Source organism: Actinopolyspora lacussalsi, from assembly GCA_030803735.1.
In the GTDB taxonomy this organism is placed as follows: Bacteria; Actinomycetota; Actinomycetes; order Mycobacteriales; family Pseudonocardiaceae; genus Actinopolyspora; species Actinopolyspora lacussalsi.
The window spans coordinates 1,479,262-1,504,113 of sequence record JAURUC010000001.1 but is presented as its reverse complement, the minus strand read 5'-3'; the positions used below and the strand labels follow the sequence as shown (position 1 = coordinate 1,504,113).

Sequence of the window (24,852 nt, the reverse complement as noted above, 5' to 3'; positions counted from 1 at the left end):
CCGTCCCACATCGCGCGAGCGAACTCGGAGGGCGTGACCGCCGAGAACCGTCGTCGCGCGGAAATCGGTGATCGACGTGGTTGACTCCTCGCGATGGGAGCCGCGTCCGGCGCCCTCCCCGGAACAGGGGGAGCGGTCTGTGACGTCGATGTTCGGCAGGCGGGCGCTAGTCGAACGACTGTGCTCCGGCGCGCTGTCCGGCTTTCCGCCGCTGACGCTGCTCACCGGGGAAGCGGGCAGCGGGCGTTCGGCAGTGCTCGACGCCGTTGCCGGCGAACTCGCCGCGGCAGGGGCCCGGGTGGTGTCCATACGCGTCGGGGAGCACGAACGGTCCACCCCGTACGGGGTGCTCTACCGTCTGCTCACCGCTGTGGAGGAGCGCGGAGGTCGGGAGCGGGAGCCCACTTCCACACGGGACTCGGTGCTCGGTCTCGTCGCCAGGCTCAGTGCCGACACCGGTCGGGCCGGAGATGTATCCGACCGGCTCGCGAACACCGTGCTCTCCTCGGTGCGCCGGTACGCGCCGCTGACCGTGCTGATCGACGACGCGCAGTGGACGGACACCGCCACCGCTTCGCTGCTCGACCGACTCACCCGTCTGTTCGCCGGGCAGGGGTGTTCGATCGTGGCGACGTGGCGAATCGGGCACTCCACCGGCCAGGACGGACAGCGGCCTCCAGCCGAGCCGGCTCGGCTGGAGGCCGACGGGTTCGCCCGGTTCGTTCCGCTGCGCCCGCTGACCCGGGCGCAGAGCGCGGCCTTCCTCGCCGATTCGGTCCGGGCGGTACCCGACGCCGAACTCGTCGACCGGCTGCACACCGCGAGCCGGGGCAACCCCGCCGCCCTGCGTTCGATGATCGAGGTGCACCGGCAGGCAGGGGTGTTGCGGGTCGTTGACCAGCACGCCTACACGCGGCCTGCCGTGGAGTGGCCGTCGCTGTCCGAATCGCACCCGTTGCTCGCCCCGATTCACGAAACCGGTTCGGTGCGCTGGTCGGTGGCCCGCGCGATGGCGGTGTTGGCCCCGCTGGACGAAAACGCGGTCGGGCTGGCCGCCGAGGCACTCGACCTCGATCCGGAAACCGTGCGTGCCGCGCTGGATTCGCTGGTGACCGACCGGGTGCTGGTCGGATCTCGCGGAGCCCGGCAGCGGTGGCGGTTCCGGATCCCGGCGGTTCGGGACGCGCTCGAGTCCTCACTGGGTCCCTACGAGCGCCGCAGACTCTGCGCGCTGGCCGCGACCGCCGTCCAGGACGGCACCGCCGAACCGGCCGACGAGAACTACCTGCCGGACCGACTGGCCGACGCGGGCAAACTGGTCGATTCGCGGCGTTCCGCCGAGCTGTTGCTGACGCGCAGCGTGGAGGTGATGTTCACCGACGGGCTGCACGCCGTCCGCTGGCTGCGTGCGGTGCTCGACCGGGCGAGCGATCCGGAACAGCGCGCCGTGGCGGTGCTCACCTACAGCGCCGCCTGCGCGATCCACGGCCGGATGACCGAGGCCGCCGACGGTGCTCGGGCCACGCTGCTCGAGCACGCCGACCGGTTGCCGGTCGAGATGCTGCAGGAAGTCGCGATCGTGTACGTGACCGGTCTCGCCGCCTGCGAGCGCTGGTCGGAGTTGTACCGGCTGGGAGAGGGCGAGCCGCCACCGGTGCCCGGCGGCCCGGCCAACGAGCTGGTCACCCGTGCCTTCTCCCTGATCGTGCAGGGACGCTGGGCCGAGGGTGACCGGCTGCTGGCCGAGAACCAGCGGTTGTGGTCGTCGGCGAATCCGATCACCGCCGACTTCGGCCACATGTTCCGGGGTGGTGCCGGAGTGCTGCTGGGCGATCCGAGTACACTGCGCCGTTCCCTGGCGGATCCGGGCATCTGGTCCGCTTCGGAGTACCCGCAGCACCGCTTCGAGCAGGCGCGCTACGAGGTGGACATGCTGCTCCAGCTCGGCGAGCTGGACGAGGCGATGCGGGTGCTCGACGACCGGGAGCTCGCACTCGAACAACTGCAGACTCCGGACCAGTCGCTGGTTCTGCTGCTGCGGGGCGAGCACTCGAAGGGACTGGACGTCGCACGCCGCAGCATCGCGGACGGTGTCTACTCGGCACGTCCGTTGGCGCCGGTGAGGATGGCCCACGGTGCTGCCGGTGTGCTGACCGGGCGTGGTTGGCTGAGCCGGGCCCGGCAGCTGATCGGGATGGTTCGCGGCAGGCACCTCGGTCACGTGCTCGACCACGCCGAGTCGTGGGCGCTGTACGCGCTCGGGGAGGAGTCCGAGGCCGACGAGCTGCTGCGTTCCGGCCTGCGCTCGGCCGACGAGCAAGGCTTCGTGCTGGGGACCGACTGGATGTGGGCGGATCTCGCCGTCCGCGAGCATCGGCGTGGCGATACCGGCGCTGCCGAGGAGTGCGTGCGTCGGGGCGGTTCGGTGGCCGAGGCGCTGGGCACCGGTCGATCCGAGATCGCCTGGCTGCTTTCCCGCGCCCTGGTGCACGGCGACCGGGACTCGGGGCGGACCGCGGTGCGGCTTGCCCGCGAGCGCGCGATGCCGGACGAAATGGCCTGGACGTTCCTCCGGGCCGCTCGGTCCGGTGTGGACACGGCGCGGTTACTGCCGGAGGCTTACGAGCTCTTCGGCGAACTCGACGCGCTGCTGTGGCGGGCCAGGACGCGCGGGATCATGCGGGAGCACGACATCTCGGTGCCGGGGCGCGGAGTGGCCACGACCGAGAACGAGCGATTGCTCGCGGTGCTGGTCACCGAGGGTTTGGGAAACCGACAACTGGCGACGGTGCTCGGCACCAGCGAGAAGAGCGTGGAGGGCAGGCTCACCCGGATGTTCGCCCGGACCGGTTACCGCTCTCGGGTGGAGTTGGCCGCGGCCATGCTCACCGGTGAGTACACGCCTTGAGAAGCCGTGTGTTCGCCGGCCGCGTTCCCGGTGCCGAGCCCGCCGGTGGGTGGACGGTCCCGACCGGAGTCGGAATCCCGCTCGTTCCCAACGACGGCGGAGCAGCGTGGTTTCCGGAAGATCAACCGCCGTCCGGTCCGCCCGAGGGAGGTGACGGGGCGAGGAAGCTCGCCAACGCGCTCTGCGGGGGTGGTGCCTCTCCCGCGTCGTTCCCCTGCAACGGCCGGATCTCACCCGAGGGGGCGTCCTCGAACACGTCGCGGTAGCCCACCACGTGCTCGGCACGCACCCCGCCCGGGAAGACGATCTCCTTCTGGTCCGGGAAGGGAGAGGCTATGTCCAGGGTGGCGTTGACGTCGATGCCTCCCGGAGCGCGGAAGATGTAGAGGTAGCGGTAGGTCGAGCCGAACACGTGGTCCGGATTCTTCCAGCGCAGTCGGGACATCATCTCCGGATCCCTGGTGGCGCTCATGAAGTTGGTGTCCCGGTGGCCGTTGACGACGTAGTCCAGCAGGTGTCGTCCGGTGCCGTTGCCCTTCGGCAGCAGCCCGCCCTCGGCGAGGATCCGCTCGGGCGGTTTGTTGCTGAAGTGGTACAGCTCCCCGTCGTCCTGGCGCCACAGCGCGTTCGGCAGCGTGAACCCGGTGTCGGCACCGTCCGGGGCGACCGAGCCCGCGCCCTGTGGTGGCGCCGGGGAGGCCGAGGCCACTTCGGGCAGGCTCTCGGTCCGAAACTGGCTGTGGCCGATCGGCTCGTCCGTCAGCTCTCCCCGGTACCACTCGAACACCGGTGTCTCACGCAGCAGTCTGCCGGTGGTGCTGCTGACGAAGCTCCCGTCCGAAGGACCCGCCTCCTCGTAGAAGGCCATCAGCCCCGATCCGCCGTGCCAGGCCAGGAAGCCGGTCTCGGAGTCACCACGCACCTCCCAGGAACCGTCGTGGCTCCGGGAGACGGGCGCGAAGCCGTCACGCACCTCGGTGTACTGCTGCGGTGGTTGGGCGTAAGGGTTGACCGGTTCATCGGGGGTGAGCGGGGCCGGGCGGGGAGGTATCGCCCCCGCGGAGTCGCTACCCGTCGGGAGCGGGATCGATGTCTGCCCATTGTGGAGTCCGGATCGCACCTCCTCGGTGGTGTCCTCCTGGGGCGCGGATGTGTGGGGCTCTTCCGAATCGACAGGGCTGTGATCGGAGTCGGCCCGTTCGTCGTGCTCCCCTCCTCCGGAACCCGGCCGCTCGATCCGATCCGAAGTCGACTCCGGAGTCTGCTCGCCGGGCGACTCCCGGACCCGATCCTCGGCCGTTTCGGAGGGCGGTTCCGTTTCGTGCAGCCCCAACCGGATCAGTCCGTCCCGGTCCACTTCGAGCAGAATCGGCTCGTCAGGCCCGGTGCGCAGCGGATTTTCCCACTCCGCAGGGTTCTCGCCACGGTAGGACGGAGTCAGCTCCCACTCCGGTGTCACCCGCACCAGGTAGCGGGTTTCCTCGCTCCTGTCCGTGGATTCCTCGCTGGTGGAGTTCTCCGCCTCCTGGCTGTTGTTCCAGTCGCCCAGGGTCCGGTTGATGCTGACCAGTCCCTGATGCGGTCGCAGTGGTGCTCCCTCCAGTCCCTGTTGGCGGAAGTCCATCGAACTCATCGCTCCCGCCTGACCGCCGCGTTGCGAGGTCGACTTCGTCTCCCGCCGCTCGGTGTCGGTGTGGGTCAGCGAGCCCTGCTCGATCTCGCCGAGCAGTTCGCGACGGCTCAGATCGGCGTTGATCCGCACCGACTCCAGGCGTCCTCCCGAGAGGTCGACGGTGTGGCCACCGGCCGACAGCGCGTTCCGCAGGTTCGAGCGCAGGTGGCCGACATCGGTGGCGGTGTGCAGTCGGGAGGCGTTGCCCGGACGCAGGCCCGGCCTGGGTGGTTCCAGGTCGGGGTCACCGTGCGCGAGCTTGCCGAGCTCCTCGTGCAACGCCGGTGCGGCGAACGGCCGTACCCGCACCTTCGCCTCCGCCGACCAGGCGGGCTGATCCGCCCGGTTACCCCGGCTCTGCCGGAACGAGCCGTCGGCCCGGGCGATGGGCTCCGGTGCCGGACCGTCGACGGGCAGCACCTCGGAGGCGGGGACGGTGGAACGCGCCGCCCCGTGCAGCTCGAAGCTGCTGCGCCACGGCTCCCCGAAGCGGCGCGGGGCGAGCCGGTCGAACCACTCGCCGAACCGGTTGCTGTAGCTGCCCGGCCGGGCATAGGGATAGACCTCCATGTCGATGGTCAGGTCGTGCAGGAATCGTACCCCGTCCTCTTTGCCGGTGGCGGTGGTGGAGTGCTCGGTGCTCGCGGTGTTCTCGAAGCCGCGTTTGTTGCCGTAGGCACCGGTGAAGCCGTGCATGTGCACGCTGCCGGGGTTTCCGCTGGTCCCGTAGAAGGGAGAGACCCCGAGCATGGTGTTGAAGTCCCACCCATGCTGGTCGCTTCGTCCGGTGGCGCCGCTGTCGCCGTGCGAGTCGGTCATGGTGTGTTCGGACAGCGTCTCCTGGTACCGCCCCGCACCGGGGCGTGCGTGCAGCACCACCAGCTGCTCGACCTTGCCGAAGGGAGTGTCCCCGGTTAGGTGCACATGCCGTCCCCCGTTGAGCATCTCCTCGACGGCGTTGTTGAAACCGTGCCTGCTGCCCAGCTGACTCAGCACATCGTCGACGACTCGTTCGTTGATCGCGTCGAACTTCGCCACGCTCGGTTGTCGCTCCACCCGAGGTTTGCCCAGCGCCTCGTAGGCGAGGTCGAGCATCCGAGCGCGGGCACCGGGTCGCCCGTGCTCGCGGGACCACCCGTCCAACCGCTGCCGCACCTGTTCCAGCAGCTCCCGCGCGGCGCCCATCCGGTAGAGCTCGATCCGTCCGCTGCCCCGCCCCACGTTCGCCGGGGGACGCACCGTGGAACGCTCCTCGTCCGTCGCTCGTGCGGAGACGTCGTTGTCCCGCCGCGCCTGTGGCGTGGGCCCGGAGTCAGTGCCATGTTGATTCTCGGTGTCGGTGCCCGGCCGCTCGATGTTGCTCCGGTAGTGCTCGGCGTCCTCATCGGGCAGCCGTGCTATGTCGGAGTCGTTCAGCCTGCCGACCTGGTGCAGTTCCGAGGCGGGGACCCACACCTCGACGGCGTCGGGTACCCGTACCCACTTGCTCTGCTCGTCCGGATCGCCCCGGTGCAGCAGTCGGAAGGGGTCCTGCCAGGATCGCCGCGTCGAGGTCCGCACCTCGTGCACCGCGTCGTAGCGCACCAGGTAGCCCCGGTCCGAGTGGTGGTGCGAAGAACCGCTCTTCGCGGTGTCGGCCTTCGAGGTCTCCGCGTTCTCGGTGGTGTACTTCCCGCCTGCCTCGAAGGACGGGCCGATCAACGCCGCCGGGTTCCCGCTCGAGAAGTAGTGCGTGATGTCGAGCCCGAGCCGGTAACCGCGGTTCCGCTTGCTCTTGGAGTCCAGACCTTGTTCCGCGCGCTCGTCGGTACCGCCGAAGCGGTGCGCGTCGTCCCTGCCGACCACCCGCGGGGTGTCCAGCATGGTGGACAGGTCCGCCCTGGCGGTCAGCTCCCGGTTGCCCACCATTCCACCGGAGTTGTGGCTCTGCAACCAAGTGGTGTCGCGGTGCAGCGCGGCTCGTTCGAACCGGGCGGCACGAGCATCGGTGCTGGTGAAGGACTCGATCTCGTCGAGCGCGGCGTTGCGTTCGTCGAGTGCGCCGCTGCTCCGGTCGCGGCTGCCGGTCATCCCGTGATTGACGGACTCGTCGAACGCCGCGGGCCTGCCACCGACGAACGGAGCCATCAGGCGAGCAGACCACCGTGACCCCGTGATCGCACCGAGCATGTCCGTCATGGTGCGGCGCAGCCCCGGCACGGGTTTGAGCGTTTCCAGCTCGAATCCCGCGGGGAGGTGCCCTTCCCGGTCATGGCGCGGTGCCCGGCCCCGTTGCCAGGAGCCGGTCGTTCCGCTCCGGTGGGTCTCCGCTCCGGTGCTCCGGTTGTTCCGCCCGGTGCTCCTGGTGTCCGCTTCGGAGCGCGGCTCGTCGAAGCGGGTCCCCGTGCGTTCGGGGGCCGACACCCGCACCTCCGAGCTGATCCTGCTCGTGCTGTCCGGGTCCGGCCGGTCCGACCACCGACCACCGAGCCGCACCTCGAACTCGGTCGGGTAGCCGAACTCGTGTACCGGCGAGCTCTCCGACGACCGCTCGTAGCCGCTCAGATGTGAACTGGTCTCGCCCCGACTGTTCGAGGTCTCCACGGCGGCTTGCAGTCCGGAGAAGTTGTTGTGCTCGTCCGGCCCGATCGGGTTGGGGATCGAGGCGGGGGTGATCCCGCTGATCCCGGCCGTGGTGGTACTGCCGTGCCCACGTCCGGCGCTGTGCCCGTCGTGCCCCCCGAGCCTGCTCTTGACCGATTCGCCGTCCGTGCTGCCCAGATATCTGGCCCCGGAGCGGTCCATCGTGCCGCGTACGAACACGTCCGGAGCCCCCGAGTGCATCGAGCCCACTGGCAGGCGCAACCCGTCTCCACCGGTGATCTCCCCGGGATGGTTGCGGACGAAGGTGTTGAGCCGTTCGGCGAGGTCGGGAAGGTCCTTGCCCGGCAGCGTCCCGTCGGCGTGCAGCTTGCTCAGCACCGGTCCGGTGATGGCCCGCACCGTCTGTTCCGGCAGCCGGTGGTGGGCGTCGAGCCGATCCGGGACGCGGTGGCGGTCGACCCCGGCGGGAAAGGAATCCCGAGTCGACCCGTCATCGGTGTCGCGTGTCCACACCGTCGCCGTACCGTCCACCCGCAGCAGACACTCGGGTTCGTATCGTTTCGCCGATCGCGGGTTGTGCGGTTCGGCGTTCTGGCGGGTGGTGTGTTCGTCGTCCCGGTTCGGTTCGTTGTCGCCGGAGGCGCTCTCGTTGTCGTGGTGCGGTTCGTCGTTCGGAACCTCACGCTGTTCGTCGCCCACCCGCACCAGGTACCGCATGTCGAGGCGTTGCTTGTGCAGCTGCCCGCGGTAGTCGCTGGTGGTCTCGCGCTCGTGACCACTGGTGAGGGTGTCCTCGTTCCGGGTGCTGCGGATGTGCGAGACACTCGGCCCGGCCAGTGCCCCGGTCAGGCCGGTGATGTCGCCCCCGGCCACCCACAGTCCGCCCCCGCGCTGGCGGGTGTTCGCCTGTCCGGAGGTGGACTCCGCCTTGTCCTTGGCCGTGTGCTTGACCGTCCCCTCGACGTCGGGAAGTCGCTGGGCGTTCGCGCCGTCGGCGATGCCCACCACGATCTCGGTCGGAGTCCGCTTTCCACCGAAGGAGAAGGATTTCCGGACCGGCCCCTCGAATACCTCCTCGCCCAGCGAGTGCAACCAGTCACGCAGCTCCCGGCCCGCTGGATCCCCGACCCGCAGTCCCAACTCCTCGGACACCGCGCGGTGGACGTCACCGAGACCGGAGAGCTCGACGTGCTCTATCTCGCCCGGGTGTCGCCAGGGCTCGGTCGAATCCCGTGCCGTGTTGTCCGGCCAGGTCAGGTGCACCTTCGCGTCGGCGGAGCCGTGCTGGGTCACCTCGTCGCTCCAGCTGAACCTGCCCGGGGTGCGCAGGGTGATCCGGTAGTCGACCGTGTGCTCGGCCGTCCGGCTCGGCCTGCCGTGCTCGGTGAGCGTGGTGGTTTCCTCGTGCGAGTTCCGCGCGGTCAGGTCGGAGTCCCGGGAGTTGACCAGGCCGGCCACCTGCAGGTGCGTCAACAGGTGCAGCCACGGTATCCGGATGTTGAACCCTCCGGTCCCGAGTGGGGAGCGCTTGTTGGTGGAGCTGTGCTCGGCCTTGTCGTGCGTCCGCGAACTGGTGAACTCCTCGGTTTCCTCGCGCGAGTCGTTCCGCGCCGCCGCGCGCAGCCCGACCAGGTCCAGGCTGATCCGCCCGCCGTGCTTGCCTGCCCGGGGGCCCAGATCCACCTCGTAGCTACCCTCGGCCGACTCGTGGAACCTCTTCCGCAGGTTCTCGTCGGAGAAGGCGATCTCGACGAAGTCCCGCAGGCTCGGGTTGCCCCGCAGTCGCTTGTTGCCGGCGAGCAGTTCGAGCACCGACTCACGTACGGACGCGCCGTCGATGTCCTCGGCCACTTTGGGGCGGTCGGCCCTGACCCGGTCGAGCGGGGTCTCGCCTGAGCTCGTGGTGTTGTCCTGGCGGGGTGGTGCCGAGGCGGAGTGTGAAGTGGGCCGCTCGCTGGTCTCCTGCCGCCCGGTGCTGTCGAGGGTGGTCCGTGTCCGGTCGTTCGCCGCGTCGTGTATCCGATCGAACTCGCCGAGAACTTCGTCGGTGAACTCGCCAGTGGTCGATCGCTGCTCGACGGTTTCGTTCGCGGTGCGGTTCGTGGTCGAGCTGTTCCGGTCCGGTTGTTCGAGGTTCGATTCCTGGTGGAAGGTCTCCAGCTCGATCTCTTCGGGGATGGTGGGCAGGCGATCCGGTCGTGCCCGTGCCGGGGCTACGTGCGGCGTGTGGGCGGTGTCGTTTTCTGCCGGACGGATCCGTGCGGCTCGTCCGGAGCGGGGGCTTCCCGATTCCTCGCGGGGTCGAGTCGAGGAGTCGCTGTCTTGTTCGCCCTGCTCGTTCCGGGATGAGGATCGGTCCCGGGACACTTCTGGGGTGGATCCTTCCGTCTCGTCGTGCGTGGTCGTGGAACCGCTGTCCCGGTTTTCCGTCGAGCCGCGCGCATCGGGGGGAAGGGAGTGGGAACGGTCCTCGGAGGGGAGTGTTTCCGCGTTCCGCTCCTCGGAACCGCGGGGCTCACCCGCATCGGCCCCGTGGTCTCCGGGAGCCAGCAGTTGTTCCTGTGTCCGATCCGGTTTGGTGAGGATGATCCTCGGCGTCGGGGGAGCGGAATCGGGCCGTTCCGTCGCGGGATCGGGGTTCGCGGTGCTCGGGCCGTTCTCGGACGGGAGGTTGTTCTCGGGCCGGGCCTCGTCGGCGGACCGGGGGATGATGTCGGGCCGGGCGCCCTGGCTGTGGGCGGTGTTCTCGATGTGCCAGAGGTGGCGGGGTTTGAGGTGGGGATCGTGGTTGACGGAGTGGCCCATCAGGCCGTCGTCCAGTCGAACGGAGTTCTGTGAGGGGTGGGGTCGACCGGTGCGCAAGTCGGTGGCCCGAGGCGGGTCGCCCCGGTTGAACACACGGCGGGTGTCCGGGCTGTCGAGCGCACCTCGCGGGTCCGGGGACTCGTCCGGGAGGCCGAGGTAGTGGCCGATCTCGTGGGCGTGGATGTTCGGGGAGGCGTGGACGTTCCAGTGTTTCTGCTTGGTGCGCCCCTCACCGCTGACGCGGATGGTGTCGTGGGCCTCGGCCGGGGTGTCGACGAACTCGACGCGGGCGTGGAACTGGTCACCCGAAGGCAGCCGGTTCCCCTGGTTGAACAGGTTGTCCACGGTCTCGGTGAGCCGGTCGCGCAGGTCGCGGAGCTGGTCCGGGGTGATGGTGGGGTCGGGGGAGAGGTGGGCGCGGAAAGTGTACTCCTGCACGCCCTGCCCCGCCACGTCCATGTGACGGAGGTCGTAGCGGATGCGGCCCTCGTAGAACTCCAGGTTGGCGGCCGTGCTGTGCATGCGCACGTCGCGGACCTCGGTGGCGACCTCGTGGGCCGGAGTGTGTTCGCGCTGCTCGCGCCACTGCTCGGGATGGACCGGAGTGCTGTCGGGCTCGAACCAGTCGGCGGTGGAGGCGGTGCTGTGCTTCCACGACCTGTCCCACGGGTCGGTTTTCCCGCCGTCTGTGTTCGAATCGTTCTCCTGGAGGGTCGAGTCGTCGGATCTGTCGGAAGAGTTCGTGCCCTCGTCCACGTCCAGGGGAGCGGGACGACTGCCGGAACTACCGGAATGGTCCCGGTAGGTGCGCGGGTCGTTCCACTCGCTGAAGGTGTGCGGGTTCGACGAGTCGGGGGCGAACAGCGCGCCGGGGTTGATCGTCCCGTCGGACGGCGGTGCGCCCGGTGGCACCGAACCGGGCGCGGGTGCGCCGTTGCCGCTGGGATCACCGCTGCCGTTCGGGTCGGGACCGTTCCCACCTGCCCCGTTCGGGCCGAAGTTGCCCATGTCGAGCGCGTGCGGGTCGAAGCCGCCGGTGGTGTCGTTGAGCAGCGCGTTGAAAACAGGGTCGTTGAGCAACTCGTCGAACTCGTTGGGAATGTCCGGGGCGAAGGTTCCGGACGCGAACAGATCGTTGCCGTTGCCGGTCAGGTTGGTGGTATCGAAGCTCAGCGAGTTCGGATCGTTCGGATCGATCGAGAAGGCGTTGGGATCGTTCTGGTGTATCGCGCCCACGTTGTTGAGCAGGTTCTCCAACCGCGCACGGCTTTCGGCCCGTTGCTGGGCCGTGTCGTTGTGCTGGACCAGCAGGTCCTCGTAGTACTCGCGCACTTGTGCGTCGGCATCCTGGAGTGACTGCGGATTCTGAGTCGGGTTCCAGGGTTCGGGAAAGAACAGTGCGCTGGGGTCGGAGGCGATCACTATGGCACGTCCGCTCGGCATCCAACTGTTGTTGGTGGCCAGTCCCCATCCGGCGGGGTTGCCCATGAAATCGGCGTCGAGAACCTGCTGGATACGTTGCGGTGAGCCACCCAGGATCTGGGTCATCTCGCTTCCGACCTCGACGTTCATGTTGGACAGCCAGTTGTCGAACGATACCGGGACGTCGCTGGTGGAGGGGTCGAGCACGTGCAGCTTCGGGCCGTTCGGGGTGCTGACGATGACCGAGGGCGCGACGTGGTAGCTCCAGTTGACCTGTCCGGACAGGCCGGGCAGCGCGTCGGCGGAGTACGGCGTTCGCACCGACAGGTCCGGATTGATGCGTGCCACGAAGATCTTGCTCGGCGCGGCCCCCATGCGCTGCAGGTCCAGTGCCCACAGGTGGGCGCGGATGTAGCAGCCGTCCTCGGGGTGATCGGTGCGGATGGTGGTGCGACCCCGTGCGTGGTGCTCGAAGGTGGACCGCTTGAGCTGGTCGTGCCAGTACGATGCCTGCTCCATCGACACCGGATCTGTGGAGTAGGAGCCCATGGCGTGCAACACCTCGTGGTAACGCCAGGGTGCCGCGCTCATCAGATCGGAGCTCAGTTCGCTGCCCGTCTGCGTCCGGTAGGCGTCCTGGATCGCCCACAGCGCGCGGATGTCGCGGCCGACTCCGTGCAGCATCGTCATCGCGTCGTCGAATCGACCCGCCGAGTTGTGTTGGACCAGTTGACCGGCGAAGTTCCACACCGACTGGTTGTACGCGGGGTGATACCCCATCCCCGGCGGTGCGGAGGTCGACGGCGCTCCTGGCTGGGCCGGGCCCGTCACGTAGTCGCGTGGCAGCCCCAGCAGGTCCATCGCCCGCAAGTAGTTGGGCCGGTCGAGGTTCAACGCCAACGGCATCCACAGGTCCATGCCGCCGGTGCGCGCCCGGAAGCTCTCCTGCAGCGACTGGCTCGCGGCGGGATCACCCCGCAGCTGGTGGAGCTCGCGGAGCACCGCGTCGGTGTCTACCGGGGTGGTGGACAGCAGACCGTACAGCACCTCTGCCCGCTGGGCCGACTCCGCCGTGGGAGCCGGTCGTGTCGGTGCCGAGTCGCTGTCGGCGGTGTCCCGGAGACCGTTGCTCCGGGAGAACTCGCTCGTGCGGTTGGGATCACCGGTGGTGTCCACGGGCGCTTGACGCGTCGTCCCTGACTCGGACGTCGGACGTGTGGGCTGTGAGGTGGTGCTCGGACGCCCGGTAGTACGAGGAGTATCGCCCCGGTTCGTCGAGTTGGAGGATTCGGTGCGAACCTTCGACGGGTTGTCGTCGTTCGGAGTGGTGCTCCTGCCCGGGGCCGCGGTCTCCGTGTGGTTCGACACGGACGGCCCGGTGCTGCCGCGCTGGCCGGTGTTGTTCCACTGTGAACCGGAGCCGCTCCGGTCGCCCGGGGGAGCCACGGTGCCGGCCGATTCCGACTTGTTCTCCGGAGTCTCGTCCAGGCCGGTGGTCTTCTCGGTATTCGGGAGCCGGCTGGTTTCCGCGTTCGGATCGCTCTCGGTGGGGTGTGGTGTTGCCTTCTCGGCTCCCGGACCTTCGGAAGTGGTGCTTACCGGGGAACCGTCGAGGTCCGTGCGGGACGGTGTGGGCGTGACTTCGCCATCGGTGGTGCGCCCCGAAGGAGTGGTGTCCCCCGACGAGGTGGTGCTGCGGGGAGATCCGGCCGTGCGGTCAGCGGTGTCCGAGCGCCCCGGAGTCGTGTTGCCGGTGTTGGTTCCGTTCCCGCCGCTGGTGCTCGACGGTGTGGACGAGGTATTGCCCCCCTGCTGGGTGACCACGGGTGTCGGACCCTGTTCGGTGGTGTTCCGCGTGTTCGGTGTGGCGGCTTCCGATCGAGCGGTGGTGTCCTCCCCCAGTTCCGGGCCGGAGGTCGAACGCGATCCGGTCTCCGCTGTTTCTTCCGGTACGTGCGTCGTTGTTCGCGACGACTGGTCGAACCGGGAGTCGGTCGGCTCCGCCCGCTGTCTCGACTGCTCCGCTCCTTCGGGACGCGTGCCGGAATCGGTGTGCTCCGAATCCGTGTCCCGATTCGGTGCGGGTGTGTTCGTCGCGTCCGTACGGTCCTGCTGCCGAGATCCGGTGGTGTCGGTGTCGCGCTGTGTGCCGGTCGAGCCGTCCTGCTGGACATCGGTGTTCGAGGTGGTGCTCGTCGTTACTTCCGTGTCGTCTGCGAGTCCGGAACCTTCTCGAGGTACGGCGGTTGACTGCGGGGACTGGGCGCCGGGATCGCTGTGCTGGTCCTGGAGCCGGGTGGAGCTCGGGCCGTTCTGCTGTGCGGTGTCCTCCGTGTCGATTCGCTCTCCGGCCACGACGGCGGGGTCGGTTTCGTCGTGAACCGTGCTCTGTTCGTGGCCGAGCGGAGATTGTTCGGGGGAGTCGTTTTCTGCGGCGGATGCCAGGGAAGTGTCATCGCCGGTGCCCGTGCCGCTGTTGTCGTTTTGCGGGGTGTCGTTCTCGGGATTCCGTTCGACCCCGCTATCCGTGGGGGTTTCGTTCCGCAACCCGAACTCGTCCCGGGCATCGAATTCGTTCCTGCCCGGAGCGTCCGATCCGGTGTTGTTCCATCCGGTGTTGTCCTGACCGGTGGTGTCCCGATCCGCGCTGTGCCACTCAGCGGTGTTGTTCTCACCTGTTCCGTAGCGCTGTTGACCGTTCTCGACGGGGGTGTCGTACTGCGCGCCGGCCCCCGAGTCGTCGCCCACCACCTCTCCGAATCCGGCTGTTCCACCGTTGGTCAACGGAGTAGTGATTCCGTTCCCGCTCCGCTCCTGGAAGTTCCCCGAAACGTCCCACCTGTTCTGGGTCGGACCGGACCTAGCGTCCTCCCGGTACGAGGCGTTCCCCTCATGTGAGCCGCTCCGCTCACTCGTGGACCTTTGCGAGTCTTCCGTCCCGCGGGCTGTCCCGGAGTTCAGCCGATCCACGCCGTCCGGCCCCAGGCCGAAGGTGTTTCGGGTCGTTTCCGTCGCACCGAGCGTCGTGCCGCTCAACCAGCTCCTGTCACTTGCCCCGTCGTCGAGGGCATCCTCATTGAAGGAACTGCCGTCGAGGGTGCTGCCGTCGCTGTCCTCGCCGGGCCACGTGGACTCGCTCCCGACGACGGCTCCGTCTTCGCCCGTTGCCTCCCCCGGAGCACCGATCGTCTTCGGCAGGTCCTCCGACCCGGGCAGGCCCTCCGTCCCGGGGGGGTCGGTGGCGACGTCGTCGAAGTCCCCCAGCCCGTCCAGCCCGCTGGTGTCCGTCCCTCCGTCGTCTCCGCCGTATGAGCCGGTCCCACCGTTACCGCGTTTTTCGAACCCGTCGGCCATCGACGAGGTGAATGAGAAGGGGTTCCACTCCTCCGAGCCGAGCGCGGAGTTGGTCGCCCCGTCGGCGGCGAACCCCGCTCCTCCCTGGCCGACGATGTTGGCCGCGTCGAAGCCGAGTTTCCCTCCGGTGGTGTCGAGGAAGTCCTTCGCGCCCTGCCCGAGGACGCCCTCGGCTCCCTCCGCGCCCGGACCGCGGACTACCTTGTCGACGCCGGCACCGCCGACATCACCGATACCGCCCCGTACGAACCCACCGAGCCCTTGGAAAACGCCGTACACGGCACCGCCCATCGCGCCGCCGAGCGCGCCGCCGAGCACCGCGCCCTTCGTGAAGTCCTCGTTCCAGTCGGTGCGCACTCCGGTGAGCATCTGCATGCCCTGGATCGCCACGTCCAGACCGACCTCGAGGGCGACTCCCGCCGCCGCACCGACGATGATGTTCTGCAGCACCGTGCGGAAGAGCGACGTGATCACCGCTCGTGCCGTGGCGGCCGCGGCCGCGGTGATCGCCTGCCCGATCCCGGGCAGCCAGGAGAAGGCCAGCGTCGCGGCCACGATCACCAGCTGCACGATGATGCTGATCTTGACGTACTGGATGTCGGCCGCGGTGTTCTTCGCCAGCTCCGAGTGCTTGGTGGTCTTTTCGCGCAGGTCGCGCAGCAGCGGCCGCAGCGTGTCGGTGACGTACTTCCCGTAGGCGTCGCTGAACTCGCCGTGCATGGTGGTGCCGATGTCGTTGGCCGAGCGGTCCACCGCGGCTTCCAGCCTGTCGATCGCCGCGGAGATGTCCGCCCAGGCCACGCTCATCCTGCGCAGCCCGTCCTCGTCCCCCTCGGGCCAGCGTTGGCCGCCGACGATCTCCAGTGCCTTCTGGAGTCCCTCCGGGAGTTCTGTGGGCATGGGAGACGATTCCTTAGCGTGCGCGGGTTACAACTCATAACGGAACTGCGTGGCCGGCCGGGTAGCCGTCACGTGAGTCGGCGCCTCGCTGCGTTGGAGGGCACCTCGAGTAGCGGCGCTCGCGCCGGGTCCGGTGACGCGGCGGCTCCGCCGGGCCGTGCTCGGTGGGACCGCCGTTCCGGAAAAGCGTTATCGGACCCGTGCGATCACGAGGATTCCTCGTCGTCCGGGGGAAGCATGTGCCCCGTCATCTTCGAGCGGTATTCCTCGACCTGGCTCCGGTACTGCTTCATGACGTCGCCGTAGGAACTGTCCAGCTCCTGGACGTTCGATATGACGTTGGGCAGTCCCACGTCGGCGAACTCGGTGAGGGAGTCCCGCAGCTTCCGCAGGCTTTCCCGCGTCTGGTTCGCCTCGTCCAGGTAGGACGATTCGAACTGTTTGCCGATCTCGTCGTCGCTCCAGCAACCGTGGTCCCGCTCCAGCTCGTAGTTCAGGCTTCGCAGCGATCCCTTGAACTCCTCGACTGCCTGCGACAGCCGTCGCCCCGCGTTCTCGGTGCCGGGAACGTCGAGGTACGTCTCGGAAGTCATGTCCGTCTCCGTGGTGTTGTCGGGGAAGGGGCGGGTCAGGTCCGGTCCCAGCCGTCGTCCTCGGTCCTGTCGGAACTCTTCGACGGCGAATCGCCGTTGGCCTCGCGCACCAGATCCAGCGACGGTTCCATCACCTTGCCGAGTACGTCGGCCAGATCCGCCTGCCCGGAAGCGAGGTCGTTGAAATCCGTACCGCCCATCGGGCTGCCCATGAGCTCCTGCATGGTCTCCAGACTCTGCCGACGCGCCTTCTGCAGCGTCTCGGTGATCAGCGCGGATAGCTCGGCCGGTGGCATCGAGCGGTACCCGGTGGTGTTGAATTTCAGCTCGGTGAGTTCGCCGTTACCGTCCAACGTGACCGTGAACAGCTTCTTCGGCGCGTCCACCACGGTGGTGGTCTCGGCCAGCTTGCGCTGGAACTCGGCCAGCTTCCGTTGTTCCTCCTCGAACACCTCCAGTGCCGAGCTCAGATCGGGCATCTCGCGCCGGAAACCCTCGGATGTCATGTGGCCTCCTGATAGTCGGAATTCGGATGTCGGTCAACGCCCGAGCACGCCGCCGGAGCCACCGTCCCCGCCCCAGACGTCCTCGTCCTCGTACCGCAGGGTGTTCCGATCGCGCTCGCGGTCGTCTCGATCACCGGTGCCTCCCGTGGGGGGCACCGAGCCGCCCGGTGCTCCGCCGAGCCTTTCCGGGCTCGCGGGCAGGCCGGTGCGTCCGGAGTTTCCCGTGGTGACGGTGGAGGGAACTTCGGCACTGTTCGCGAGGCGTCCGGTGCTGGTCGGGGCGGCACCGCCGGTGGCGGCCCTGGCGTTCTCGGCCGAGTACGCGGTCGTGCCACCGAGCTCGCCCGCGGTGCTCATCCAGGCAGCGCTGGTTCCGTAGGCACTCGACGGGCTGACCACGGTCGACACTCGGGAGGGAGCCGTGGCACCGGGGGATACGCGCTTCGAGCCCCCGCTGTTCGCCACGTCGCCCTGCGTGGTGGGCGTGGCGTGGCCGGTGGGTGCGCTCGGGGTGGAGTACTCGGGCCGGGACACCGGAACCCCGGTGCCGAACGTCGCGGCACCGGTTTCCGGTTCGTTCCCGGCCCCGGGGAGATCCGAAGCCGATTCGAGCTCGGTCCGGTATTCGGGTTGTTCCGCACCGCCGCGTTCCCGACCGCGAGCGTTCGTGGCGCCGACGGGCATTCCGGGAGCGGAGAGCACGCCCGGGACCTCGGTGCTCGCCAAACTCACCTCGGCCCGCTCATCGCTGTCCGGAGCGGCCTCGGAAGCCCGGTTTACGTCGCCGCGGCCCAGCACGCCGCCTGCCTGCCCCGCACCGGCTAATGTCGTCGGTGCTCCGGTGCTTTTCACGAACGTTTCCGAAGAGCTCTCCGAACTCGTCGGGTGCGTCGTGGGCTGTGCGCTCTCCGAGAAGGATTCCGCGCCGCCGATCAAACCGCTTCGCAGTGTGTGGTCGGTGTCCGAGGACGCCGACCGGGTATCGGTGGCTCCCGCTCCGACGGGCCCGTAAGTCCTCGTGGGGGTGGCGGCACCGACCACACCGGCTCCGGTCGTGGTGTTCGTGATCGCATCCGTTCCCGCAGTGACACCGGAACCAACCTCGTCACCGGTGTCCCGGTGAACCGCGTCGCGCACCTGGTTGCCCCGCGTGCTGTGCGGCGGGGTTTCGCGCAACTGCCCACCGACCTGCTGATAGATCCTCGCCAGGTCCCGCAGTACGAGTTGGGCGTGCTCGTTCTGCGCCTGCTCCTGGTGCTGGAGTTGTTGTTGCCCCTCCGGTGTTCCGGCCATGGCCGGATCGTCGGCCACGGCCTGTCGTCCGTTCTCGCGCTGGGAGTGCAGCTCCCGCAGCTGCCTTCCGGCGTTCGACGCCGCGTCCCCGAGATGACCGTGCAACGCCGAGTAGCTCGGCGCGGAAATCGTTTCGACCAGCTGCTCCACGGTGTCCATGATCCGCCGCGCCGTGGTTTGGAACCGCTGCGCGCCCGGCCCCTGCCAGGCGTCCTCGACCCTGCGCAGCTCGCGTCGGAACGCGTCGTTGGCCGTGCGCAGTCGTTGCGCGGTGTTCTCGAAGTGCTGTCCGTCCCGGTAGAACTGCTGCGGATCCGCGGCGGCCACCGCGGCGACGGCGGTATCCAGCGTGTGGTGTTCTTCCACCCGCGGTACGTCGGATCGGTCCGATTGCTCGGCACCGTTCGGCGTGCTCATGCGATTCCTCTCCAGACGTGCTGCCGAATCGGCGCGCTAGGTCTCGTGGCCCAGAACTGGTGGCGCGATTGCCTCGTCGTTCGTGGACCACGCGCCGTTGTCCTCGGTCAACCAGGTCGACCGTTCCCGGTCCTGTTGGCCGCCACCCCCGGCTCCGGCCCCTCCGCCGCCCATCATCGGCGGCATCATCGGCATCCCACGGCCGCCGGAAGCGGGCGTGCCCGGCTCCGTCGCCGCCGAACCGCCTCCGGGGCCGACGGTGGGTTGTGTCGAGCTCGGCGGCGTGGCGCTCAGCCCACTGGTCGTGGCATTCGTTCCGAGCGTGTTACCCACGTTGTCGGGGACAGAGCTTCCACCACCTACATCGCCCATACCGCCGCTACCACCCCCGGTGAGCGCCGTGCCGGTCTCGGAACCGAGGTCGGGCAGGCTCGGGCTGTTCACGTCTTCCGAGGCGACGCTCGCCGCGTTCCGCTGTGGTGCCAGGAAGTCGCTGAGGCTCCGGCTCTGCTGGTCTCCGCCGTCGAGCGAGGCCATCGCCTCGTCCCCGGCGGTGCTGCTGGTATCCACCACGTCGTCGATCACGTCGCCGACCTCGTCGAAGCTCAGCGGCTCACCGTCCGCGGCGGCTTGTCGCAGGCTCTCCTCGCCCGCCGCGCGGGCTTGTTCGGTGACGTCGTCGAGGATGTCCTGGGCCTGTTCGCTCTGGGCTGCTTCGGGGCCGAGCAGTTCGTTCAGGGATTCCTGCCCGGCCGTGCGGGCCTCGTCCGTCATGTCGTCGATGATGTCGGCTACCCGCCCCTGCTCGACCGAACCGCCACTGGTGTCGATGCCCTCCTCGTTGAGCGCGTCGATCGCCCCCTGTCCCGCGTTCTCCGCGGAGCCGCCGGTCTCGTCGAACGCATCCGACACCCGAGAACCCCCGGTCGCGGCACGATCATCGCCGGAGGAGCCCAGCGCATCCAGCGCGTCCTCACCGGCCGAACGACCCTTCTGCAGCACGTCGTCGACCACTCCGCTCATGTCCCCCGCGGTGATGGGGCCGCCGTCCGAGGTGAGTTCGTCCAGGCTCTTCTGCCCGGCGGTGCGGGCCTGTTCGGTGACGTCGTCGAGGATGTCCTGGGCCTGTTCGCTCTGGGCGGCTTCGGGGCCGAGCAGTTCGTTCAGGGATTCCTGCCCGGCCGTGCGGGCCGCGTTGGCCATGTCGTCGACGACGCCACCGGCCTGCTCCCGCCCGATCTGCTGCTCGGCAGCCTCGGATCCCTCCGGGGCATCGGCACTGAGTGCTTCGAGGGCATCCTGCCCGGACTGCTTCGCCGCGTCGTCGGCGGCATCCAGCGCTTTGCCCAGCTGTTTCGGTTCGAGTGCGTTCCCGTCCTGTCCGGACTCGCCGTTGCCCGAACCGGTCGCGTCCGTACCGTCATTCGCGGACCCGTCGGTGCCCTCGTCGCCGGTGAGGTCTTCGAGGGCCTGTTGGCCCGCTTGGCGGGCTGCGCCGGTGGCGTTGTCGAGTGCCTCGTCCACGGCGTTCTGATCGATCGCGGCCTGATCGCTGCCGGAACCCGGGTCGCTCTCGGAACCCCCGACTCTCTCGGAACTCCCGCCGCTTCCGGCCGGGTCGAAGCTGCTGGTCGGTATGTCGCTGCCGCTGCCGCTGCCGCTGCCGGTGAGGTCTTCGAGAGCTTGTTGGCCCGCTTGGCGGGCTGCGCCGGTGGCGTTGTCGAGTGCCTCGTCCACGGCGTTCTGATCCATGGCCGGTTCCTGCTGCTGTCCGCCGTTGCCGCCGGTCTCGGAACCGTTGTCGTTGTTCCTGCTGCCGCTGTTCCTGCTGCTCCTCGAAGTGCCGGAGCCGCCGGTACCACCCAGCACACCGCCCCCGCCCGCACTCTGGTCGGTGCCCCCGCTGCTTGATCCCCCGGTGTCGTCACTGCTCTCGAACCGGGACATGGCTTCCCGACCCGCGTCTCGGGCCTCCTCGGACGCGTTTCGAGCCGCGTTCAGTGCCGCTTCCCCCGAACCGCTTCCGTCGCCACCGCCTGCGCCGACGTCCCGCGGGCGCTCGCTCGATCCGGTGTAGCCCGAACCGCCGTTCGCCAGCTTCGACACGGCTTCCTCGCCTTTGTCTTCGGCGTCCTGCCGAGCCTGCCGGGCCAGTTCTTCCTGCCGGGCGCGCTCCGCGGCGAGTTCCTCCTCGCTGCGTTCGCCGTTCCCGTTCGTGCCACTTTCGGACAGCGACTCAGCGGTCTCGCTGCCGTACCCGTTGCCGTTGGTGTACTGGTTGCCGTTTCCGTACTGGTTCCCGTACCCGTTGTTGTTGCCGTATCCGTTCTCGCTTCCGTACCGGTTGCCGGTCCCGTATCCGTTGCCGTAGCTGTTGCCGCTGCCGTACTGGCTGCCGTACTGGCTGCCGTACCCGTTGCTGTTCCCGTACTGGTTCCCGCTCCCGTAGCCGTTCCCATTCCCGTAGCCGTTTCCGGACCCGGTGCCGGGGAGGGAAGTGGTCAGCGGAGTCAGTGAACTGCCCGATGCCTGATAGGTCTCGGCGACGGTGGCTACCACTTCGCGCGCGTTGTCCAGAATCTCCTTCGCGATCTTCTCGGCGGATCGGGCGGCAGCGGCGGATCCCTTGACCGAGGAGCCCAGCGAGGCGAAGGCTTCGGCGTAGGCAGCGGCCTCGGCATAGGCCTTCACCAGCGGGATGACCGCGTTCTTCCCTCGTGCGGCCATGTCCCCCGTCTCGGTGATGCCTTCCCGGTAGCGGCCGTCGCGCAACGAGGTGACCACTTCTTCGGCCGATTCCAGCAGCTTTTCGGAGTACCGCTGGAAGGCCTTGCCCGCTTCGCCCTCGAAGGAATCCTTCAGCTTGTCGACCTGGTTCCGGAAGGACTCGTGCGCGGTGGAGAGTTTCTCGGTCATGTTCCCGAAAGCCGTGCCTGCCGTACGCAGGCTGCCCGCGTCACCGCTGAGTGCCTGCACGATCTGGGACATGGAGAACTGGGTGTAGTCCTCCAGCGGAGCCGGGGGAGTCGAGCCCCGTGCTCCGGTGGAGTCGCCGCCGGAGTACTCGGTCCCCTCGGAGCCCTCCGCTTCCACGTTCTCGTCGGAATCGGAAATGGTCTCCTCGGAACCGTCGAGGTAGTCCTGCGCGTGTTCGGACTCCTCGTTGGTGTACTTCTCCTCGCGTTCCAGGACGTCCTCGGAGTCGCTTTCGGAGCCGTCCACCCTGTCGTCGAAGTAGTCCTGATTGATCCAGACTTTGTCGTAGTCGCCACCGTCCTCGGCGAGCTCTTCGGGGGAGTAGAAGTGCCGGATGCCGTTGTCGTCGGTGTGCTCCTCCTTTCGCTTCTTCTCCTCCTCGGTGAGCTCGTCGTCCTCGCCTTCCTCCGTGTTCTCGCCGTCCTCTTCCGTGGCCTCGTCCTCCTGGTTCTCCCTGCTCTCGTTCAGGGCTTCCCTGTCCTCCTGGTAGTCGAGGCCGTAGTCGGTGTCATTGAGGGAAACCATGGGCGTGTTCTGCTCCGGTTCGGATGCGGCGGAGTCCCCGTGGAACTACGAATAACGGCTCTGGATCTCGGGGAACTCGGAGGACGGATAGGCAGTCGGTCGGGAAGGCGACTCAGACGAAGCCGTTCTGCGAGTCGGACCCCTTCGGGGCCATCGGTAGCGTGGGGTTCTGGCTTCGCAGCTGGTTCACGGAGCTCTGCAGTTCCGCGTTGAGCTTGTCCAGCTGTTCGCCGTTGTTCCGGTCCGTTTGTTCGATCTCCGTGGCGATGTTCTTGAGCTGCTCGGAGACCTCCCGCAACGTCCGCTGCAGGTCGTTGCAGTGTTGGTGCAGGGTGTCCCGGCGTGCGGCGATGAGCTGGTTGAGCCAGGAGCCCACGGCGAAGTCACCCGCCTTCGGGTGCACGTCGTTGAGTTCGGAGAAACCGTTGACGTCGTCGGCGATGTCGCCGATGGCATTGCCCGCCTTGCGGACCTCGGACGCGTCGAGTGAGGTCTGGCTGCCTTGGGTGCTCATTCGGGATGGTTCCTCGGTTGCGTGCGGTCGAGGGTGTCGTGGCTCACTCGGAGAAGGTGCGAGGACGCGCGGTACCGGGCGGTGCGGTCACCGCTTCCGGTGCCGCGCGTGTTCACCGATTAGCGGCGGGATCAGCCGAAGTTGCTCGCCAGCTTGCGGTCGGTCTGACTCATGTCCTCCTGCGCCTGGTTGGTGGCCATCCGCAGTCGGGTGAGCATCTGGTTCATCGCCTCGAAGTCCGTGCGAATCCTGCTCGCGAGCTGGTTGTAGTTCTCCGAGCTCTGCGAGTCCCAGTCCTGCAGGGCGTGCTGCGTCTGCTGGCGCAGCTCGTCGACCTGTTGCTGAATCTGCTGGGTGACCCGTTGCATGTCGTCGACGCCCTGCTGCAGCGCGGCGTACTGGTACTGGATCTCGTCGGCCATGGGAGGGCCTCCTCGTACGTGCGGAATGCGGGTTTAGAAAACAGGGGTCAGGACATGAAGCTGGACAGCCCCGGGGTCTGTACCCGGCCGATCTCCTGGGCGGTCACGGAGTCCTGATCCTGGGTCTCGCGCCCGGTGCGGTTGACCTCCTGGGCCATCCGCTCCAGGTTCTTCACGATGTCCCTGCACGCCTGGTCCCACTGCTGGTGGACGTTCTTCAGGCTCGTCATCATGTCGCCGCGGTTGGCGCCTGCCAGCATGTCGATGCTGCTCGCGAGCGACGTCTGCTGACTGGTGATCTGGCCCGCCACCTCCTCGTGGCGATTGGAGAGCTGGGCCAGGCTGGACTGCGTGAGCCTCGTCTGTTGCGTGGCCATGTGACCTCTCTTCCGTGTGCGCCGGACGGAGCGGTCCTCCGCCGGCGGAATCCTGCTTTAGCCGATGTCCCCGTGGCGGCGGGAGTCAGTCCATCATCGATTCGCTCCGCGCGGGCCGCTGTGAAGCCGTGCTCGATTCGAAACAGGGATATCCTTCACGGGGCGTCGTCGCCCGTGTTTCCCGGTTTTCGGGTCACCGTCGCGGTGCTGGGATCCAGTGATGGGCCGGAGGGCAACAGCGACAGCAGCGATCCGGGGACAGCCACCGGCTCCGTCCCGCCGTATCCCAGTACTCCCGCCACGTCCGGTGCGGCCAGTGGGTACTTCACCCCGAGGCCGGTGATCAGGTAGTTCGTCCCGCCCGCCACGCCGGGTGCGGGCAGATCGCGGGCCAGTACGCCCCGCCCGGCCGGGATCGTGATCCGTTCGGCCACCGCATCGCTGCCGGTCCGCGCCGTGGTGGAGCCGTGATCCCGCGGGGCCACCGTGATGGTGGGGGTGTTCGACTGTCCCGAACCGAGCCGGAACGAGGCGCAGGGGCGGGTTTTCCCGCCCTCGCTGAGCTGCCGCGGCGTCGGCGGCACCGCCGGATACCCCTCAGGAGTGCTGTCGGTTTCCGAGATCGGTGTGGTGGACAGGGCCTCGGGCCCGATCCCGACCGGCTGTGCTCCCGAGGAAGGGGTGGTGAGTAGCAGGCTCGCCGCCAGCGGGGTCAGCGAGGAGAGACCGTCGGAGCGCATCACGTAGAACGAGGACTCCGAGTCCAGTGCCGGGTTGCGCATCTCGTAGATTCGCCCCACCGTGGCGGATTCGCCCGCCACCTCCGGCGCCCGGGATCCCGCGTTCGGAATCTCCGGGGCGGCGAGATCGGGCCCGCTCGGGATGGTGTTGATCCAGGAGCTGGTCACCGGGAACGGGACCACGTCGCCGTATCCCAGCGCCTCGATCACGGACCGCCCGGTCAGCTTCAGTCGCCTGCCCTGCCACACCAGGTATCCCGTGCCATCCGGTGTGGACACCACGACTCCCTCGTCGGAAGTGAGTCCGCGGCTCGGTTCTTCACCCACCCGGAGGTGGGTGATCGGCACCTGCTCGCCGGACGGTTTCGCGGCCGTCCGCGCGCACACCACCCACGGTGCCCGGCTCAGGTTCTTCCGTTCCGGGATCGAGTCCGGCGCGCCGGGAATACCGATCGGGGTGCCGCGCGGTGTTCCCCGCAGCGAGTTCCGCGAGACCAGCTTCGGGTCGCCGCCGGACTGGTCACGGGCCAGCAGCGCCGAGGAGTAGTTCAGCACCGGGCGCAGCGCGCCGTTCAGGTACAGGTAGCGGGCTCCGGTCTCCTTCTCCACGACGATCGTGCCCTCGGCCTGCCACGAGGTCTTGCCGCCGGGAAAGATCATCCCCACGATGCCGAAACCGGCCACCACCAGCGCACCCAGCAGGGTTCCGATGACCGTGCCCATCACGAAGCGGCGGGTCGGCGTGGTCTGGTCGTCCGGGCTCGCCCGCATCAGCGCGGATACCAGGCGTCCCACCACGAAGAAGTAGGCCTGCACCTGGTCGCGTCTGGACTGCATGGTTCTCC

At 68.4% G+C, this 24,852-nt stretch carries 10 protein-coding genes; 1 reads left to right on the top strand and 9 read right to left on the bottom strand.

All coding sequences use genetic code 11. The annotated features are described in order from the left end of the window. The first annotated feature begins 148 nt into the window (after nucleotides 1–148). Nucleotides 149–2,908 carry an AAA family ATPase gene (locus J2S53_RS06530; RefSeq protein ID WP_456242719.1) on the top strand — a complete coding sequence of 920 codons (2,760 nt, stop codon included), beginning with the start codon at nucleotides 149–151 and terminating at the stop codon, nucleotides 2,906–2,908. A 121-nt stretch (nucleotides 2,909–3,029) separates the two neighbouring features. Here the strand turns inward: J2S53_RS06530 and J2S53_RS06525 are convergent, their stop codons facing one another. The 9 genes from J2S53_RS06525 to eccB form a co-directional block, all read right to left on the bottom strand. Then, a complete protein-coding gene (locus tag J2S53_RS06525) occupies nucleotides 3,030–15,644 on the bottom strand; it encodes a protein-glutamine glutaminase family protein (RefSeq protein WP_456240235.1) in 12,615 nt (4,204 codons plus the stop codon). Nucleotides 15,645–15,850: 206 nt separating this feature from the next. After that, a complete protein-coding gene (locus J2S53_RS06520; RefSeq protein WP_456240234.1) occupies nucleotides 15,851–16,237 on the bottom strand; it encodes a hypothetical protein in 387 nt (128 codons plus the stop codon). 35 nt (nucleotides 16,238–16,272) lie between these two features. After that, nucleotides 16,273–16,743 (bottom strand): YbaB/EbfC family nucleoid-associated protein, encoded by a 471-nt coding sequence (locus J2S53_RS06515; protein ID WP_456240233.1) that lies wholly within the window; start codon nucleotides 16,741–16,743, stop codon nucleotides 16,273–16,275. 33 nt (nucleotides 16,744–16,776) lie between these two features. Next, on the bottom strand, nucleotides 16,777–18,453 hold the full coding sequence (locus J2S53_RS06510; RefSeq protein WP_456240232.1) for a hypothetical protein: 1,677 nt from the start codon (nucleotides 18,451–18,453) through the stop codon (nucleotides 16,777–16,779). A 36-nt stretch (nucleotides 18,454–18,489) separates the two neighbouring features. Further along, complete coding sequence (locus J2S53_RS06505) at nucleotides 18,490–21,954, bottom strand: WXG100 family type VII secretion target (RefSeq protein ID WP_456240231.1); 3,465 nt, start codon at nucleotides 21,952–21,954, stop codon at nucleotides 18,490–18,492. Between the two features lie 112 nt (nucleotides 21,955–22,066). Continuing rightward, a complete protein-coding gene (locus J2S53_RS06500; RefSeq protein ID WP_456240230.1) occupies nucleotides 22,067–22,468 on the bottom strand; it encodes a type VII secretion target in 402 nt (133 codons plus the stop codon). Nucleotides 22,469–22,599: 131 nt separating this feature from the next. Next, on the bottom strand, nucleotides 22,600–22,890 hold the full coding sequence (locus J2S53_RS06495) for a WXG100 family type VII secretion target (protein WP_092973106.1): 291 nt from the start codon (nucleotides 22,888–22,890) through the stop codon (nucleotides 22,600–22,602). 47 nt (nucleotides 22,891–22,937) lie between these two features. Beyond that, on the bottom strand, nucleotides 22,938–23,267 hold the full coding sequence (locus tag J2S53_RS06490; protein WP_092973104.1) for a WXG100 family type VII secretion target: 330 nt from the start codon (nucleotides 23,265–23,267) through the stop codon (nucleotides 22,938–22,940). Between the two features lie 155 nt (nucleotides 23,268–23,422). Further along, nucleotides 23,423–24,844, bottom strand: coding sequence for a type VII secretion protein EccB (gene eccB / locus J2S53_RS06485; RefSeq protein WP_456240229.1), 1,422 nt, complete (start codon nucleotides 24,842–24,844; stop codon nucleotides 23,423–23,425). Nucleotides 24,845–24,852: the final 8 nt, after the last annotated feature.